The organism is Polaribacter sp., assembly GCF_036480315.1.
In the GTDB taxonomy this organism is placed as follows: domain Bacteria; phylum Bacteroidota; class Bacteroidia; order Flavobacteriales; family Flavobacteriaceae; genus Polaribacter.
The window spans coordinates 49,951-66,303 of record NZ_JAZGGG010000021.1 but is presented as its reverse complement, the minus strand read 5'-3'; the positions used below and the strand labels follow the sequence as shown (position 1 = coordinate 66,303).

General features: G+C 29.3%; 14 protein-coding genes. 7 read left to right on the top strand and 7 right to left on the bottom strand.

Annotation, left to right across the window (positions count from 1 at the left end; all coding sequences use genetic code 11):
* Positions 1-47: 47 nt before the first annotated feature.
* Positions 48-221, bottom strand: coding sequence for a hypothetical protein (locus V3V28_RS04200; RefSeq protein WP_331363776.1), 174 nt, complete (start codon positions 219-221; stop codon positions 48-50).
* Positions 222-372: 151 nt separating this feature from the next.
* On the opposite strand from V3V28_RS04200, the gene fumC reads away from it, so the two are divergent.
* The 3 genes from fumC to hutI all read left to right on the top strand — a co-directional run bounded on the left by fumC (position 373) and on the right by hutI (position 3,659).
* The gene (fumC, locus tag V3V28_RS04195; RefSeq protein ID WP_331363775.1) at positions 373-1,773 is read left to right on the top strand and encodes a class II fumarate hydratase; all 1,401 of its coding nucleotides are present in this window, start codon (positions 373-375) and stop codon (positions 1,771-1,773) included.
* A gap of 90 nt (positions 1,774-1,863) precedes the next feature.
* Complete coding sequence (locus V3V28_RS04190; protein ID WP_331363774.1) at positions 1,864-2,337, top strand: nucleoside deaminase; 474 nt, start codon at positions 1,864-1,866, stop codon at positions 2,335-2,337.
* 80 nt (positions 2,338-2,417) lie between these two features.
* Entirely contained in the window at positions 2,418-3,659 is a 1,242-nt protein-coding gene (gene hutI / locus V3V28_RS04185; RefSeq protein WP_331363773.1) for an imidazolonepropionase, read from the top strand.
* A gap of 14 nt (positions 3,660-3,673) precedes the next feature.
* Here the strand turns inward: hutI and V3V28_RS04180 are convergent, their stop codons facing one another.
* A complete protein-coding gene (locus tag V3V28_RS04180) occupies positions 3,674-6,139 on the bottom strand; it encodes a GumC family protein (protein WP_331363772.1) in 2,466 nt (821 codons plus the stop codon).
* Between the two features lie 5 nt (positions 6,140-6,144).
* The gene (locus V3V28_RS04175) at positions 6,145-6,924 is read right to left on the bottom strand and encodes a polysaccharide biosynthesis/export family protein (protein WP_331363771.1); all 780 of its coding nucleotides are present in this window, start codon (positions 6,922-6,924) and stop codon (positions 6,145-6,147) included.
* A 90-nt stretch (positions 6,925-7,014) separates the two neighbouring features.
* Between V3V28_RS04175 and V3V28_RS04170 the strand changes: the two genes are divergently transcribed.
* The 4 genes from V3V28_RS04170 to secA all read left to right on the top strand — a co-directional run bounded on the left by V3V28_RS04170 (position 7,015) and on the right by secA (position 12,329).
* A complete protein-coding gene (locus V3V28_RS04170) occupies positions 7,015-7,791 on the top strand; it encodes an O-methyltransferase (protein WP_331363770.1) in 777 nt (258 codons plus the stop codon).
* Between the two features lie 91 nt (positions 7,792-7,882).
* Positions 7,883-8,458: a cob(I)yrinic acid a,c-diamide adenosyltransferase gene (locus V3V28_RS04165; protein ID WP_331363769.1), complete on the top strand. Its 576-nt coding sequence runs from the start codon at positions 7,883-7,885 to the stop codon at positions 8,456-8,458.
* Positions 8,459-8,625: 167 nt separating this feature from the next.
* Positions 8,626-8,847 (top strand): DUF2795 domain-containing protein, encoded by a 222-nt coding sequence (locus V3V28_RS04160; RefSeq protein WP_265724938.1) that lies wholly within the window; start codon positions 8,626-8,628, stop codon positions 8,845-8,847.
* Positions 8,848-8,993: 146 nt separating this feature from the next.
* Positions 8,994-12,329, top strand: coding sequence for a preprotein translocase subunit SecA (secA, locus tag V3V28_RS04155; protein ID WP_331363768.1), 3,336 nt, complete (start codon positions 8,994-8,996; stop codon positions 12,327-12,329).
* A gap of 281 nt (positions 12,330-12,610) precedes the next feature.
* Here the strand turns inward: secA and folE are convergent, their stop codons facing one another.
* The 4 genes from folE to V3V28_RS04135 form a co-directional block, all read right to left on the bottom strand.
* Positions 12,611-13,279: a GTP cyclohydrolase I FolE gene (gene folE, locus V3V28_RS04150; RefSeq protein WP_442957517.1), complete on the bottom strand. Its 669-nt coding sequence runs from the start codon at positions 13,277-13,279 to the stop codon at positions 12,611-12,613.
* A gap of 63 nt (positions 13,280-13,342) precedes the next feature.
* Entirely contained in the window at positions 13,343-14,707 is a 1,365-nt protein-coding gene (gene hisS, locus V3V28_RS04145; RefSeq protein WP_331363819.1) for a histidine--tRNA ligase, read from the bottom strand.
* 185 nt (positions 14,708-14,892) lie between these two features.
* Complete coding sequence (locus V3V28_RS04140; protein ID WP_331363766.1) at positions 14,893-15,840, bottom strand: YihY/virulence factor BrkB family protein; 948 nt, start codon at positions 15,838-15,840, stop codon at positions 14,893-14,895.
* Positions 15,841-15,906: 66 nt separating this feature from the next.
* Positions 15,907-16,269 carry a four helix bundle protein gene (locus V3V28_RS04135; protein ID WP_331363765.1) on the bottom strand — a complete coding sequence of 121 codons (363 nt, stop codon included), beginning with the start codon at positions 16,267-16,269 and terminating at the stop codon, positions 15,907-15,909.
* Positions 16,270-16,353: the final 84 nt, after the last annotated feature.

The window sequence follows — 16,353 nt, the reverse complement described above, 5'->3', positions numbered from 1 at the left end:
TCAATTTCTTGAACGAGTTTTTTATTAAAATATATTGTATAAAACTACTACTTTCCTTCAGCAGCTTGTTTTGCTTCTTTCTTTAATTTTAAATTCTCCCAAATAGTACCACCAATCCAATAAGGAACCACAAATGTTAATAAGAAAATTAACAACCAGAAACCAGTTGTAAAAACAAACATGAATAAAACCAATCCTGAAAATTCTGAAAAATCTAACATTTATCTCTTTTTGTAAATTATTATTGCAAAAATAGCATATATTTTTAAAAATCACTATCAAAATTTATTTTTTTTCAAGACTATTTAATAGATTGTATATAATGTTTTCGCTTACTTTTCGTAAATTTGTAATATCTAAATTCAACACAAAATGTCAAAATACAGAATAGAAAAAGATACAATGGGTAACGTAGAAGTACCTGCAGACAAATATTGGGGAGCTCAAACAGAGCGATCTCGTAACAACTTTAAAATTGGTGCAGCCGCTTCTATGCCATTAGAAATTGTATATGGTTTTGCTTATCTTAAAAAAGCAGCTGCTTATACAAATGCAGAATTAGGAGTTTTAGCAGAAGAAAAAAGAGATTTAATTGCACAAGTTTGTGATGAAATCTTAGCTAGTAAACACGATGATCAATTTCCATTAGTAATTTGGCAAACAGGTTCCGGTACACAATCTAACATGAATGTGAACGAAGTAATTGCAAACAGAGCACACGAAATTGCTGGAAAAGTAATTGGTGAAGGAGACAAAACTATTCAACCAAATGATGATGTAAACAAATCGCAATCATCTAACGATACCTTTCCTACAGGAATGCACATTGCTGCTTACAAGAAAATTGTAGAAGTAACAATTCCTGGAGTTGAACAATTACGCGATACATTAAAAGCAAAATCAGAAGCATTTAAAGATGTCGTAAAAATTGGAAGAACGCATTTAATGGATGCAACTCCATTAACTTTAGGTCAAGAGTTTTCTGGTTATGTAGCGCAATTAAACTTCGGATTAAAAGCATTAAGAAATTCATTAGAGCATTTATCTCAATTAGCTTTAGGCGGAACAGCAGTTGGTACAGGTTTAAATACACCAGCTGGTTACGATGTTTTAGTTGCAAAATATATTGCAGAATTTACAGGGTTACCATTTATAACTGCCGAAAATAAATTTGAAGCTTTAGCTGCGCATGATGCTTTTGTTGAAACTCATGGATCTTTAAAGCAACTAGCAGTTTCTATCAATAAAATTGCAAACGATATTAGAATGATGGCTTCTGGACCACGTTCAGGAATTGGAGAAATCATAATTCCTGCAAACGAACCAGGCTCTTCTATTATGCCAGGAAAAGTAAACCCTACACAAGCAGAAGCAATAACCATGGTTTGTGCGCAAGTTATGGGTAACGATGTTGCTGTAACTGTTGGTGGTACGCAAGGTCATTACGAATTAAATGTTTTTAAACCAATGATGGCAGCAAACGTTTTACAATCTGCTCAATTAATTGGAGATTCTTGTAGATCTTTTGATGAAAATTGTGCTGCTGGTATTGAACCAAATCACGTAAGAATTAAAGAATTAGTTAATAATTCATTAATGCTAGTTACCGCATTAAATACCAAAATAGGTTATTATAAAGCTGCTGAAATTGCAAACACTGCACACGCAAACGGAACTACCTTAAAAGTAGAAGCTGTTCGTTTAGGATATGTAACTCCAGAACAATATGACGAATGGGTAAAACCAGAGAATATGATTGGAGGTTTGAAATAAGTTAAAAATTACACTATTTTAAAAGCTGTAATTAATTTTACAGCCTTTTTTTTTAGCGAAAAGGAATAATCATAATATTAGAAAATGAAGATGAACAAACACGAAGAATTTATGAGTGAAGCTGTAAAAGCAGCTTTAAAAGGAATGAGTAACAATGAAGGTGGACCATTTGGCTGTATTGTTGTAAGAAATGGAGAAATTATTGGGCGTGGAAATAACAAAGTAACTTCGACAAATGATCCAACTGCACATGCAGAAGTCACAGCGATTAGAGATGCTTGTAAAAATATTGATTCTTTTCAGTTAGATGGATGTATTATTTATACTTCTTGTGAACCTTGCCCAATGTGTTTAGGTGCAATTTACTGGGCAAGACCAGATAAAGTGTATTATGGAAGTAATCAGCAAGACGCAGCAAATATTGGCTTTGATGATGAATTTATTTATAAAGAAATTCCTTTACCCTATGAGAAAAGGAGCATTCCTTTTGAACAAATAGGAAGAGAAATTGCACTTGAACCATTTAACAAATGGGCAGAAAAGCAAGATAAAACTGAATATTAAACAAATAAAAAATCAATGTAATTACACTGAATTTTTTTTTGAATCAAATTGTGTAATTTTGTTGTAAATAAAGAATTCTAATGACCCAATTATTTATCAATATTAAAGAGTTAATTCAAGTCAGAGATGCTTCAATAAAAAAAGTTTCTGGTAAAGAAATGAGCATTTTACCAACAATAAAAAATGCTTTTCTATTGATTAAGGACGATATAATAACGGATTTTGGTTTGATGAATGAAATAACAAATTTTTCTATTGATAAAACTATAGATTGTTCTGGTAAAATGATTTTACCAACTTGGTGTGATTCTCATACGCACATTGTTTTTGCTGGAAATAGAGAACAAGAATTTGTAGATAGAATTAACGGTTTATCCTATGAAGAAATAGCTAATAATGGTGGTGGAATTTTAAATTCTGCTAAAAAATTACAAAAAACATCAGCAGAAGATTTATACCAACAATCTGCAAAAAGATTAGAAGAAGTAATTGCTTTGGGTACTGGTGCTATTGAAATAAAATCTGGTTACGGATTAACAGTCGATGCAGAAATTAAAATGCTTCGTGTAATTAAGAAATTAAAAAATAACTTTAATATACCTATAAAGGCAACTTTTCTAGGCGCACATGCTATACCACAAGAATATAAAAAAAATAAAGAAGGATATCTAAATTTAATAATTAATGAAATGTTACCTAAAATTGCCAAAGAAAATTTAGCAGATTTTATAGATATCTTTTGTGAAGTTGGTTACTTTACTGTAGAAGATACTGATAGAATTTTATCGACAGGTAAGAAATATGGATTGATTCCTAAAACACATGTCAATCAATTTAATTCAATAGGCGGTATAAAGGTTTCAGTTAAACATAATGCTTTATCTGTAGATCATTTAGAAGTATTATCTAATGAAGATTTAGAAGTATTAAAAACATCTAAAACAATGCCAGTAGCATTACCTTCTTGCTCTTATTTTTTAAGTATACCATATACTCCAGCAAGAAAAGTAATTGAGGCAAATTTACCTTTGGCTTTAGCTACAGATTACAACCCCGGTTCCACTCCTTCAGGAAATATGAACTTTGTAGTTGCTACAGCTTGTATAAAAATGAAAATGACACCAGAAGAAGCAATAAATGCCGCTACAATAAACGGAGCATTTGCAATGAATTTATCAGAAAAAGTTGGAAGTATTACAAAAGGTAAACTTGCAAATTTTATTATTACAAAAGAAATACCGAGTTATGGTTTTATTCCTTATAGTTTTGGTACTAATTTAATAGAAACAGTTTACTTAAAAGGAAAAAAAGCATCGAACTAACGATGCTTTTTTTATTATTCTTTTGGTTTAATAAAACTTAAAATTTTAGATAAAAAACCTTTAGTTTCTTCTTCTTCATGGTATCCATTACCATACTTCCCATAACCATATCCATAGCCGTATCCATAACCGTAACCGTAACCGTACCTATTTTTAATAGAGAAGTCGTTTAAAATATAACTTATATTTGTCACTTCTTTATTCCTATATTTATCGTCTATCATTTTCATCATTCCTTTTTCAGAATAATCCTGACGTATAACATATACTATAGCATCTGCATATTTAAATAACTCTAAAGCATCTGATACTAAACCTACTGGTGGTGTATCAATTATAACATAATCATAATCTTTTTTAAGTTGCAAGATCATATCATCTGTCACTTTGTTTAAAAGTAATTCAGATGGGTTTGGAGGGATTGGGCCTGATAAAATAACATCTAAATTAGGAATTTTTGTTGGTCTAATTATTTCATCTAATGTTTTTTGTTTAATTAAATGATTAACCACACCAACTTCATTTGTAAATCCAAAATCTCCATAAATTTTTGGCTTTCTTAAATCTAAACCAATTAAAACAGTTTTTTTACCACTTAAAGCAAAAACTGTAGCCATATTTATAGATATCATCGTTTTTCCTTCACCACTAACCGATGAGGTTAATACTAAGGTTTTACATTCATCTTCTTGAGCATTTTTAAATAAAAATTGAATATTAGATCTTATTGCCCTAAAAGATTCTGCTACTGATGATTTTGGTCTTTCAAAAACAGCAAGATTATTCTCCCCTTTGTTTCTACCAACTACACCTAATACTGGTATTGCGTAATTGTTTTGTATTTCTTCGGCTGTATGTATTTTATTATCTAAAACTTCTTTTAATATAATGTAAAATAATGGAATAATAATACCAATCATTAAAGCAACTAAATAATTAAAACTTGGTTTTGGAAAAAAAGGTCCTTGACCTAAATCTTTAGCCGTGTCTATAATTTTAACATCAGAAACATTTGCAGCTATAACAGTACCAGCTTCATACTTTTTTTGTTTTAGGTAATTATAATTTGCTTCAGATATTTCATAATTTCTTTGATAACCAATTAAGCCCTGTTCCTTTCTAGGAAGTTTCTTTAATTTACTACTATAATTTAATAACCTACTACTAATTTTGCTAATGCTGTTGATATTTACTCTTTTTAAAGTAGATATGTTCTCAAATAAATTATTTTTTGCAATTGTTATTTCATTATTTAATTTAATTAAATCTGGATGATTCTCTGTAACTGAATTTCTTAAAGTTTCTCTTAAACTAGATTTCGTAATTAAAACACTTATTTCACTTGAAATTTTTGAGTCTTGTATTGTAATTAATGCAGGTACAGGTATAGTTTCTGTGTATTTATTATGAGTTAAGATATAAGTTCTTAAATTCTCTAGATAATCATTAAATTCTTGTAATTCCTTTTTATCTTTATCTAAATCCTGTATTTCTTGATAGACATTATCTCCTTCGGTAGATAAATTAAAAATATTGTTAGATTCTTTAAAGTTTCCTAAATCTTTTTCTATTCTTTTTAATTTTTCAGATTCTTGTATAAAAAGAGTATCAATATATTCTCTAGTTTTTACAGCGTATGCAATTTTTTGATCCTTTTTATCTTTCTCTAAAACTTGTACAGTAGCATTTAAATAATCTACAATTCTTCTTTTATTAGACCCATTTTTTGTTAAAGTAAGCATAGAAGCCGCATTGGTAATTGTACCAACACCAATACCTCTATTTGCTCCAACCGCTCCATCAAAACTAGAAAATTTTATAAAATATTTTTCACCAACATTAAACTTACTCACTTTTTTTAATACAAAATTTAAGTAGGGTGTATCAATTTTTTCATCAACTCTAAACTCTTTAGAGAATCTTACTTCAGATGTATTAAAACCACTTACTATATTCGTATCATAGGTAATTAAACTATTAGCTCCTGAAAGGTTATAATCAAAAGATAATTTATAGGTGTTTTCTCCTGTTATTTCAACTTCAATTAACTTTCCGTATAATTGAGTTTTTTTTGCATTAATATTTACAGTAAATGGTGTATAACCGTAAACGTCTTCTAACCTATATCTTCCTTCTTTTAAGTACTCTATAAAAAAATTAAGTTTCTTAACTACTTTTTCATTGTGAGATCTAGATGTTAAAATAACTCTTACTGTTTCCATTTCATTACTGGAGCCTCCCCAATTAAAGGCAATACTAGTTCCAGTAGAAAATAAAGGGTTATTTTCTTCTTTAACAGAAATAGTGGTATTTAAACTATAAATTTTTTGTTTGTAGCCTACAAGAAATTTTGCAACAATAAAAGATATTATAATTGTTACTAAAAAGAGTTGCCAATACGCTAAAACTTTAAATAAATAACCTTTAACATCTATATTATTTTGGGCAGAGTTAGCACTAAAATTTGTTTTGCTATCCATGATATTTATAAGTTTCTAGCTATAACGATAGTTGATGTGATTAAAGTAAAAATAGAAATAATTGTGGTAAAAGATTGTAAACCTGTAGTACCAGTACCCCAAGATTTTTGTTTTAAAGCTCTTATATTAATATAATCATTAGGTTTAATATAAAATTTATTCGAATTCAATATATTTATATCTGTTAAATCAACAGTATATTTTTCAATACCGTTTATTGTTTTTCTTATAATTTCTACCTCTTTTCTATTACCAACAATTGTAATATCTCCAGAGTTTGCAATTGCGTCTATAATAGATACTTTATTTTGAAAGATCGTTTTTGGACCTGGACTACCAATCTCTCCTAATATCGTATATTTTATTCCAGATAATTTTACATCAACAAATAAATTTTCTTTGCTTTTAATGTATTTTTTCAATTCATTTTCTACCTTTTTTCTTACTTCTACTGTTGTATAACCCAACACATTTAAATCTCCAATTGTAGGAATTCGAATATTTCCGTAGCTATCTACACTATAGTCAGTAAAATAACTGGAAGAACCTTGACTAGAACCACCACCTTGACTTCCTCCTTTTTTGAAAATATTTACCAAATTTTCTTCTGTAGATTTAATATCTATTCGAATCATATCATCTACCTGTAATTTATAAGGTATATCATTTATTCTTTGAATTTCTTTATTTGTAGTTGGTTCACCTTGTAGATATATTAAATCTTTATTAGGCACACATGAAAAAAAGATAACTGTTAGTGAAATTAGTAAGGAGTATTTTTTCATTTTTATTTATTATAATAGAGTAAGGACAAATATACTTTTTATAAGTGGTTTCCTATAATTTTATTTTATTTTCGTTCTTCATTTCAAAGAATGTTATACCAACAAATAGAATACATAAAATTTTTATTAAAATCTAGTAATCAACATGGAGTGCACTCTCCTTTTGTTTATCAACTTGTTACTAAATGTTTTTATAAAAAAACAGATCATAATTTTTGGAATTCTTTCTTAAAAATTAGATATCATTTATTAGACAACAAAAAAAGTATAAAAGTCACAGATTTTGGTTCTGGTTCTAAAGTTTTTAAAAACGATGAAAGAGAAGTTTCAAAGATTGCTAAAGTTGCAGGGATTTCTAATAAGAAAGCTAAATTATTAATTCGTTTAGTACACTTCTTTCAACCTAAAAGTGTTTTAGAAATTGGTACATCTTTAGGTTTAGGAACATCAGCTATAAAAATAGGAAATAACAACACTAAAATCACAACACTAGAAGGTTGTTCAGAAACTAGTACTATTGCACAAGAATTATTCATCAAAAACAATTTCAAAAGCATTGATGTTCATTCAGGTGATTTTAAAGAAACACTTCCTAAAGCCGTAATTAATAATAAATTCGATTTCATATATTTTGACGGAAATCATACAAAAAAAGCAACTTTAGAATATTTTGAAACTTGCTTACAAACTATAAACAACAACTCTGTTTGGGTTTTTGATGATATATATTGGAGTAAAGAAATGAAAGAAACTTGGTTAGAAATAAAAGCACACCCAAAAGTTACAGTAACTGTAGATGTTTTTTATTTTGGAATTGTATTTTTAAGAAATGAACAAGCAAAAGAACATTTTAAAATAAGAGTCTAAAAGTTTAAGTGTTAAATCGTATAAGTGGTTATCCACAGAATTCTTAAACTTTGTAACTTTGATACTTTCTAACTTTGCAACTATTAAAAAAATGAAAATATACACAAAAACTGGTGATACTGGTACAACTGCACTTTTTGGAGGAACAAGAGTAAAAAAATATAATTTACGCATAGAAAGTTACGGGAATGTAGACGAATTGAATTCTTATATAGGTTTAATTAAAGATCAAGAAATAAGTTACGCTATTAAAGAATCTTTATTAAAAATTCAGAACGAATTATTTACTTTAGGCGCAATGTTGGCAACTCCACCAGAAAAAGAAACTTTAAAAAATGGAAAAGAACGTTTGAATATTCCTAAAATTGATGAAGACTCAATTCTTTTTTTAGAAAATGAAATCGATAAGATGGATGCAGAACTTCCTCAAATGACTCATTTTATACTTCCTGGTGGTCATCAAGCAGTGTCATTCTGTCACGTAGCAAGATGTGTTTGTAGGCGAGCAGAACGTCTTTCTGTAGAATTAAACGACCAAGAAAACATAAACAATGACATATTAAAATACTTAAACCGACTTTCTGACTATCTTTTTACGTTGGCACGAAAGTTGTCTAAAGACTTATCAGTAGAGGAAATCAAATGGATTCCTGAAAAAAAATCATAAGTTCTTTTTTTATCGATTAGAAGAAAATTAAAAATTTTATTTATCATATAAACAATTGATTTTGAGTAGATAATAAAAAAATAAATTTACTTCACAATAAATTTCTTAAAAAAGACTTGCATAATTCAGCAAAAAAATTATTTTTGCACAAAATTAAACATTAAGAAATGTATTGGACATTAGAATTAGCATCTTATTTAGCAGATGCGCCTTGGCCAGCAACCAAAGACGAATTAATAGATTACGCTATTAGAACCGGAGCTCCTTTAGAAGTAGTAGAAAACCTACAAGATATTGAAGACGAAGGCGATTCGTATGACTCAATCGTTGAGATTTGGCCAGATTACCCAACCGAAGATGATTATCTTTGGAACGAAGATGAATATTAAAACACTAAAACAATATAAAAAGTCTCTAACGAGGCTTTTTTTTGTTTTACTTGAATAATTTTTTGATAAAAAACTCAAGAATTAAACTCTTGATTTATAATAAAATAAAGTAACAAACTATTTGTTGCTAATAAAAATATATACAAATGAGCATATTAAATTCTGTAATTAAACTTTTTGTGGGTGATAAACAGCAAAAAGATTTAAAAATTTTACAACCAATAGTAGATGATGTCAATAAATTTGAATCTGCATTTTCTAAATTATCTAATGATGATTTAAGGGCTAAAACTATAGAATTTAAAGAGCGAATTAAATCTGCTACAAAAGAATTTAATGATAAGATTACTTCTTTAGAAGAAGAAGCTATAACTGCAGATATCGACAGACAAGAAGATATTTATACAGAAATAGATGCTTTAAAAGATGAAGCGTATAAAGTATCTGAAGAGACATTATTGCAGATTATGCCAGAAGCATTTGCTGTAGTTAAAGAAACTGCAAAACGTTTTGTAGAAAACAAAGAAATTGAAGTAACCGCAACTCCTTTTGATAGAGAACTGTCTGGAGAAAGAGATCATATAGTTTTAGAAGGTGATAAAGCTTTCTGGGCAAATTCATGGGATGCTGCCGGGAAACCTGTTACTTGGGACATGATTCATTATGATGTTCAATTAATTGGTGGTTCTGTTTTACACCAAGGTAAAGTTGCAGAAATGATGACAGGTGAAGGTAAAACACTAGTTTCTACGCTACCTGTTTACTTAAATGCATTAACAGGAAATGGAGTTCATTTAGTAACCGTAAATGATTATTTAGCAAAACGTGATAAAGCTTGGATGGGACCAATTTTTGAGTTTCATGGTTTTTCTACAGATTGTATCGACTACCACCAACCAAATTCAGACGAAAGAAGAAAAGCATATAATGCAGACATCACTTACGGAACAAATAACGAATTCGGTTTCGATTATTTACGTGATAATATGGCGAGTTCTAAAGACGATTTAGTGCAACGTCCACCAAATTATGCGATAATTGATGAAGTAGATTCTGTTTTAATTGATGATGCAAGAACACCATTAATTATTTCTGGTCCTGTACCACAAGGAGACAGACATGAGTTTAATGAACTAAAACCATTAGTAAATGACCTAGTTGGTATACAAAGTAAATTTTTAATTGGTGTTTTAGCAGAAGCAAAAAAACTAATTGCTGATGGTGATACCAAAGAAGGTGGTTTTCAATTATTAAGAGTTTACAGAGGTTTACCAAAAAACAAAGCATTAATTAAGTTTTTATCTTTAGAAGGAAACAAGCAATTGCTTCAAAAGACAGAAAATTATTATATGGCAGACAACAACAAGTTGATGCCAGAAGTAGACGAAGCATTATGGTTTGTTATTGAAGAGAAAAATAATCAAATTGATTTAACAGATAAAGGAATTGCTCATTTATCAGAAAAAACAGAAAACGAAGGATTCTTTGTTTTACCAGATATTGGTGTAATAATTGGAGAAATTGATAAAGCTGATACAACTTCCGAAGAAAAAGCTGTTCAAAAAGATGAATTGTATAAAGATTTTAGCATAAAAAGTGAACGTATTCATACAATGAATCAACTTTTAAAAGCATACACTGTTTTTGAAAAAGATGTTGAGTATGTTGTTATGGAAAATAAAGTAATGATTGTTGATGAGCAGACTGGACGTATTATGGACGGTCGTCGTTATTCTGACGGATTACATCAAGCAATTGAAGCAAAAGAAAACTGTAAGATTGAAGATGCAACGCAAACTTTTGCAACAGTAACTTTACAGAATTATTTTAGAATGTACAGAAAACTGTCTGGTATGACAGGTACAGCGATTACTGAAGCTGGTGAATTATGGGAAATTTACAAATTAGATGTTGTAGAAATTCCTACTAATAAGCCAATTCAAAGAGATGATAAAGAAGATTTAGTTTACAAAACTGCTCGTGAAAAATACAATGCAGTTATTGAAGATATTGTAAAATTAGTTGAAGAAAAAAGACCTGTTTTAGTTGGTACAACTTCTGTAGAAATATCAGAATTATTAGGTAGAATGTTACAAATGCGTAAAATTCCTCATAATATTTTAAATGCAAAATTACACAAACGTGAAGCTGATGTTGTTGCAGAAGCTGGTAAACCTGGTATTGTAACAATTGCAACAAATATGGCAGGTCGTGGTACAGATATTAAGCTTACAGAAGAAGTAAAAGATGCTGGTGGTTTGGCAATTATTGGTACAGAAAGACATGATTCTAGACGTGTGGATAGACAGTTAAGAGGTCGTGCAGGTAGACAAGGTGATGTTGGGTCAACTCAATTTTACGTTGCTTTAGATGATAATTTAATGCGTCTTTTTGGTTCTGATAGAATTGCAAAAATGATGGACAGAATGGGCTTAAAAGATGGTGAAGTAATTCAGCATTCTATGATTTCTAAATCTATTGAAAGAGCACAAAAGAAAGTTGAAGAAAATAACTTTGGTATTCGTAAACGTTTGTTAGAATATGATGACATTATGAACGCTCAACGTGAGTTTGTTTATAAAAGAAGGCGTAATGCTTTAGATGGTAAACGTTTGCAAGTAGATATTGCAAATATGATTTATGATACTTGTGAATCTATTATTAATAGTAATAAAGCAGTAAAAGATTTTCAGAATTTTGAATTTGAATTGATAAAATTCTCTTCAATGACTTCTCCTTTTTCTGAAGAAGAATTTGAAAAGTTTACTGAAAAAGAATTAGCAGAAAAATTATACGATATTGTTGTTGAACACTATAAAAACAAAATTGAAAGAAATGCAGTTTTAGCGTTTCCGGTAATTAAAGATGTTTTTGAAAATGAAGGCGACAAATATGAGCGTATTGTAGTTCCTTTTACTGATGGTACAAAATCTTTACAAGTTGTTACTAACTTAAAAGAAGCGTATGAAAGTGAAGGGAAAACGTTGGTTACAGATTTCGAAAAGAACATTACGTTAGCTATTATTGATGAAAACTGGAAAGAGCATTTACGTAAAATGGATGAATTAAAGCATTCTGTACAAAATGCATCTTACGAACAAAAAGATCCTTTATTAATTTATAAATTCGAAGCTTTTGAATTGTTTAAAATCACTGTTGATGAAATAAACAAAGAAGTATTATCATTCTTATTTAAAGGAGAATTACCAGCACAAGATCGATCTCAAATTTCTGAAGCAAGAAGTCAAAAAAAACAAAGTTTAAATACGTCTAAAGCAGATGTACAAAACTCAACAGAACAAGCAATACAGAACTCAAGACAACAACAAGAACCTGTTGAAACTATTGTACGCGAGCAACCTAAAGTTGGTAGAAACGAACGAGTTACAATTAAAAATGTAATGAGTGGCGAACAAAAAGAAGTAAAATATAAACAAGCAATTCCTTTAATTGAAAAAGGAGAATGGGTTTTGGTAAATTAATAATAAACCACACAAACTTGTCCCGAATATCAATCTGAAAGTCCAATATTTTTTAAAGCAGGTCTTAATTTCTTTGAAGAACTTTATACTAAACATAAAAGAGAAAAAACTTTTTTAGGTGATTTACATTTAATTGTTAATGTTTTTAACTTAACAATTGGTTATTGTCTTTAACCCAACTTGTTACGCCTACTTTCACTGGAATGACAGAAAACAAATAACCGTTTAGAGAAACTCTAAACGGTTATTTATATAAAATAAGATTCTAAATAAATTTAGATTTAATCGAAATTAGTTTCCATTTTTAGATAATCTAAAAACTCACGTTTTCTATCTCTATCTTTAAATTTACCACCAAATTCTGCAGTTACTGTAGAACTTTCTATATCTTTAATTCCTCTAGAATTTACACATAAATGTTTTGCATCTATAACACAAGCAACATCTTGCGTACCTAAAGCTTCTTGCATTGCTTGTACAACCTGCATTGTTAATCGCTCTTGTACTTGAGGTCTTTTTGCAAAATACTCTACAATTCTATTCATTTTAGATAACCCAATTACTTTACCGTCAGAAATATAAGCAACATGTGCTCTACCTATAATTGGTAATAAATGATGTTCGCAAGTAGAATACACAATAATGTTTTTTTCTACCAACATTTCACCATAATTGTAATTATTGTCAAACGTAGATGCTTTTGGCTTATTTTTAGGATTTAACCCCATAAATATCTCATTTACAAATGCTTTTGCAACTCTTTTTGGAGTTCCTTGTAAACTATCATCTGTTAAATCCATCCCTAAAGTGGTTAAAATATCTTTAACACTTTCTTGGATTCTATTAATTTTTTCTTCGTCAGAAATATCAAAAGCATCTGCTCTTAATGGAGTTTTGGCTGATGTACCAATGTGATCTTCTCCTAATTCTTCACTTCTTTCGTCATTCATTTTGCTGCTCAATTCAAACATTTCATTCTTTATTAAAGTGCAAATTTACGTGTTTGCAACGTATTATTTTAATTTTTCTATTAATTCTGATAAAGAGCAATTTGTTTGCTCTCCAGAAGCCCTATCTTTTAAAGTAAAAATATCGTTTTCTATAGAAGAAACAACAAATTCTATTTCTCTAGTAGTAACGTATTTCCATTGTCGTTTTTGTGCTTTATTACTTTCACCTAAATCAGGATAAAACTCACTTTTTATATTATTTTCTCGCAAACTCTTAATTGCTTTCATTTTTAAAACATCTGTAGATGCATCAAAATTTAAGAAAATAACTTTTGGTTTTGGTAACGTAACCTCTTTAAACAAACCTAATTCTTCTAAAACCAAATAAATTCTATCTAATCCAAAAGAAATACCAACTCCAGAAACATCTTTTAAACCAAAGATTCCTGTTAAATCATCATATCTTCCACCACCACCAATAGAGCCCATTTTAACGGTTTCTGGTGCTGATACTTCAAAAATAGCGCCTGTATAATAATTTAGACCTCTTGCTAAAGTTACATCTACTTCTAAAGCGGCAGTTTCTAGACCTAATTCTTCAATAGAATTAATTACAAAACGCAACTCTTCTACTCCACTTGTTCCTTCTTCGGAAGTTTGCAACATACTTTCTAAAGATGCCAACTTCTCTAAATTAGAACCATTAAAACTAAACAAAGGTGCTACTTTTTCTATTGCATCTTCGGTAATTCCTTTTGCTAACATTTCTTTTACAACACCTTCTTTACCAATTTTATCTAACTTATCTAAAGCGACTGTAAAATCGATTAATTTATCTTGTGCACCAATAACTTCTGCGATTCCAGATAATATTTTTCTGTTGTTAATTTTGATTGTTGTTCCTACTAAACCTAATTTGGTAAAAACAGTATCATATAGTTGAACAAACTCTACTTCTTGCCATAAAGACTTGCTACCAACAACATCTGCATCACATTGAAAAAACTCTCTAAAACGCCCTTTTTGCGGTCTGTCTGCTCTCCAAACTGGTTGTACTTGGTATCTTTTAAAAGGAAATGTAATATCGTTTTGATGTTGTACAACGTAACGTGCAAATGGTACAGTTAGATCATAACGTAACGCTTTTTCTGATATTTGAGAAGTAACTTTTAAACTGTCTTTCTCTGATAATAATTTTTCATCAGCTTTTGCTAAATAATCACCAGAATTTAAAATCTTAAAAATCAGTCGATCGCCTTCCTCTCCATATTTACCCATTAAGGTTGATGAGTTTTCAAAACTTGGTGTTTCAATTGGCGCAAATCCAAAAGTTTCGAAAGCAGTTTTAATCGTGTTCATTATGTAGGTACGATTTGCAACTTCTGTTGGCGAAAAATCTCTGGTTCCTTTTGGTATGCTTGGCTTCATTCTTGTTTCTATATTTCTTATTTCTGTCATTCCTGCATAGGCAGGAATCTATAAATTGGCAAATTGATTGCAGTAAACTATTTTTGGATTCCTGCCTTCGCAGGAATGACAAACTATGCAAAAAAATTAAATTTCTACAAGAGTGAGATACTTAATTCCGCTGCGCGGACAAATATCGTGAAAAATTATACTTTTTTAGGTGTTGTAAAGGTTTTATTTTGATGTCTTAAACTATATAAAGAAGCGTTCAATTCAAAACCTAATAAGAGAATTATGGCATTCAACCATACAAATAACATTAAAATTAAAAGTGTACCAATAGAACCATATAATTGATTGTATTGTGCGAATTTAACAACATAAATTCCGAATAAATAAAATGTAAATAAAGATACAACTGTTGTTAAAATTGCACCTGCAGAAAAGAATTTTGTTTCTTTTCCTTGCTTTGTTCCGTATCTAAAAAGTAGAGAAACAATTGTAAAAATCATCACTAGAAAAACTGCGTTTTTCCCTAAATAGAATAAGTTTAAATCACTTGTATTTAACCATCCATTTTCATCAATTTTAGACAATGCAAATTGATATAAAATAAGTGAAGTTATTGTTACTATTAAGAATAATGACATTAATAAAGAAACACCTAAAGAGACAAAATAAGATTTAAAAACATTTCTAACATCAGTTATATGGTAAGAATATTCAAAACCTCCAAAAATAGCATTTACACCATTTGTCATTAAAAAAATAGATAGTAAAAAACCAAAAGAAAGCAAACCACCATATTGATTATTAATAATATCTCCCAAAACTGTATTTACAGCTTCAAAGGTTTGTGGTGGTAAAATTTCTTGAATAAAAGAAAACAATCCATCTTGAAAACCTTCTATTGGAATGTACGGAATTAAGGTTAAAATAAACAGCATAAAAGGAAAAACTGCCATGAAGAAACTAAAAGCAATTCCGCCAGCTCTAGTTGTTAATGCACCTTCAACAATACCAATAATGTACATTTCGAGTACGTCATATAAAGACATACCTTCTAACCCGGGAATTTTAATTTTTTTCCCAAACTTTACCAAAACATTTACAATTGGTATTTTTTCTAGCTTTTCTTCTATTTCTTTACTCATTTACTTGAGTTACAAAGTTAAATATAGTATCAAAGTAACAAAGTGTCATTGTTGTAAAGTTTTAAGTTAGTTTCTTTTTGATTTTATACTTCTTATAAAACTTGATAACATTCTTTCAATTTCTCTTGATAACTCATACAATTCATCAAACTTTTCTTTTTTAATATATTCTAAATTAAAAGCAATTTCTAATTGAGTTTGTAATTCAAAAAGTGATGCAATTGCAATATTTAGAAAACGAAGATAATCTTTCAATCCTTCTCTTCCATAGCCTTCAGAAATATTACTCGGGATTGAAACTGAAGATCTTCTTAATTGAGAAGTTAACCCAAATGTTTCTTCCTTTGGAAATGATTTAGAAGCTTTATAAACTTCTGTTACAAAACTCATAGATTTCTGCCAAACCAATAAATCCCTAAACGTTTTCATTACTTGCTCTTTCTTTTTATTAGTAACAAAGCTAAAATTAGTTACAAAGTTGCAAAGTATAATTTCTTAACTATTTTAAACTTT

Excerpts from the sequence above, each read along its gene's own strand:
- V3V28_RS04200 (WP_331363776.1), bottom strand. The coding sequence starts at position 221 with ATGTTAGATTTTTCAGAATTTTCAGGATTGGTTTTATTCATGTTTGTT.
- fumC (WP_331363775.1), top strand. The coding sequence starts at position 373 with ATGTCAAAATACAGAATAGAAAAAGATACAATGGGTAACGTAGAAGTA.
- V3V28_RS04190 (WP_331363774.1), top strand. The coding sequence starts at position 1,864 with ATGAACAAACACGAAGAATTTATGAGTGAAGCTGTAAAAGCAGCTTTA.
- hutI (WP_331363773.1), top strand. The coding sequence starts at position 2,418 with ATGACCCAATTATTTATCAATATTAAAGAGTTAATTCAAGTCAGAGAT.
- V3V28_RS04180 (WP_331363772.1), bottom strand. The coding sequence starts at position 6,139 with ATGGATAGCAAAACAAATTTTAGTGCTAACTCTGCCCAAAATAATATA.
- V3V28_RS04175 (WP_331363771.1), bottom strand. The coding sequence starts at position 6,924 with ATGAAAAAATACTCCTTACTAATTTCACTAACAGTTATCTTTTTTTCA.
- V3V28_RS04170 (WP_331363770.1), top strand. The coding sequence starts at position 7,015 with ATGTTATACCAACAAATAGAATACATAAAATTTTTATTAAAATCTAGT.
- V3V28_RS04165 (WP_331363769.1), top strand. The coding sequence starts at position 7,883 with ATGAAAATATACACAAAAACTGGTGATACTGGTACAACTGCACTTTTT.
- V3V28_RS04160 (WP_265724938.1), top strand. The coding sequence starts at position 8,626 with ATGTATTGGACATTAGAATTAGCATCTTATTTAGCAGATGCGCCTTGG.
- secA (WP_331363768.1), top strand. The coding sequence starts at position 8,994 with ATGAGCATATTAAATTCTGTAATTAAACTTTTTGTGGGTGATAAACAG.
- folE (WP_442957517.1), bottom strand. The coding sequence starts at position 13,279 with ATGAATGACGAAAGAAGTGAAGAATTAGGAGAAGATCACATTGGTACA.
- hisS (WP_331363819.1), bottom strand. The coding sequence starts at position 14,707 with ATGAAGCCAAGCATACCAAAAGGAACCAGAGATTTTTCGCCAACAGAA.
- V3V28_RS04140 (WP_331363766.1), bottom strand. The coding sequence starts at position 15,840 with ATGAGTAAAGAAATAGAAGAAAAGCTAGAAAAAATACCAATTGTAAAT.
- V3V28_RS04135 (WP_331363765.1), bottom strand. The coding sequence starts at position 16,269 with ATGAAAACGTTTAGGGATTTATTGGTTTGGCAGAAATCTATGAGTTTT.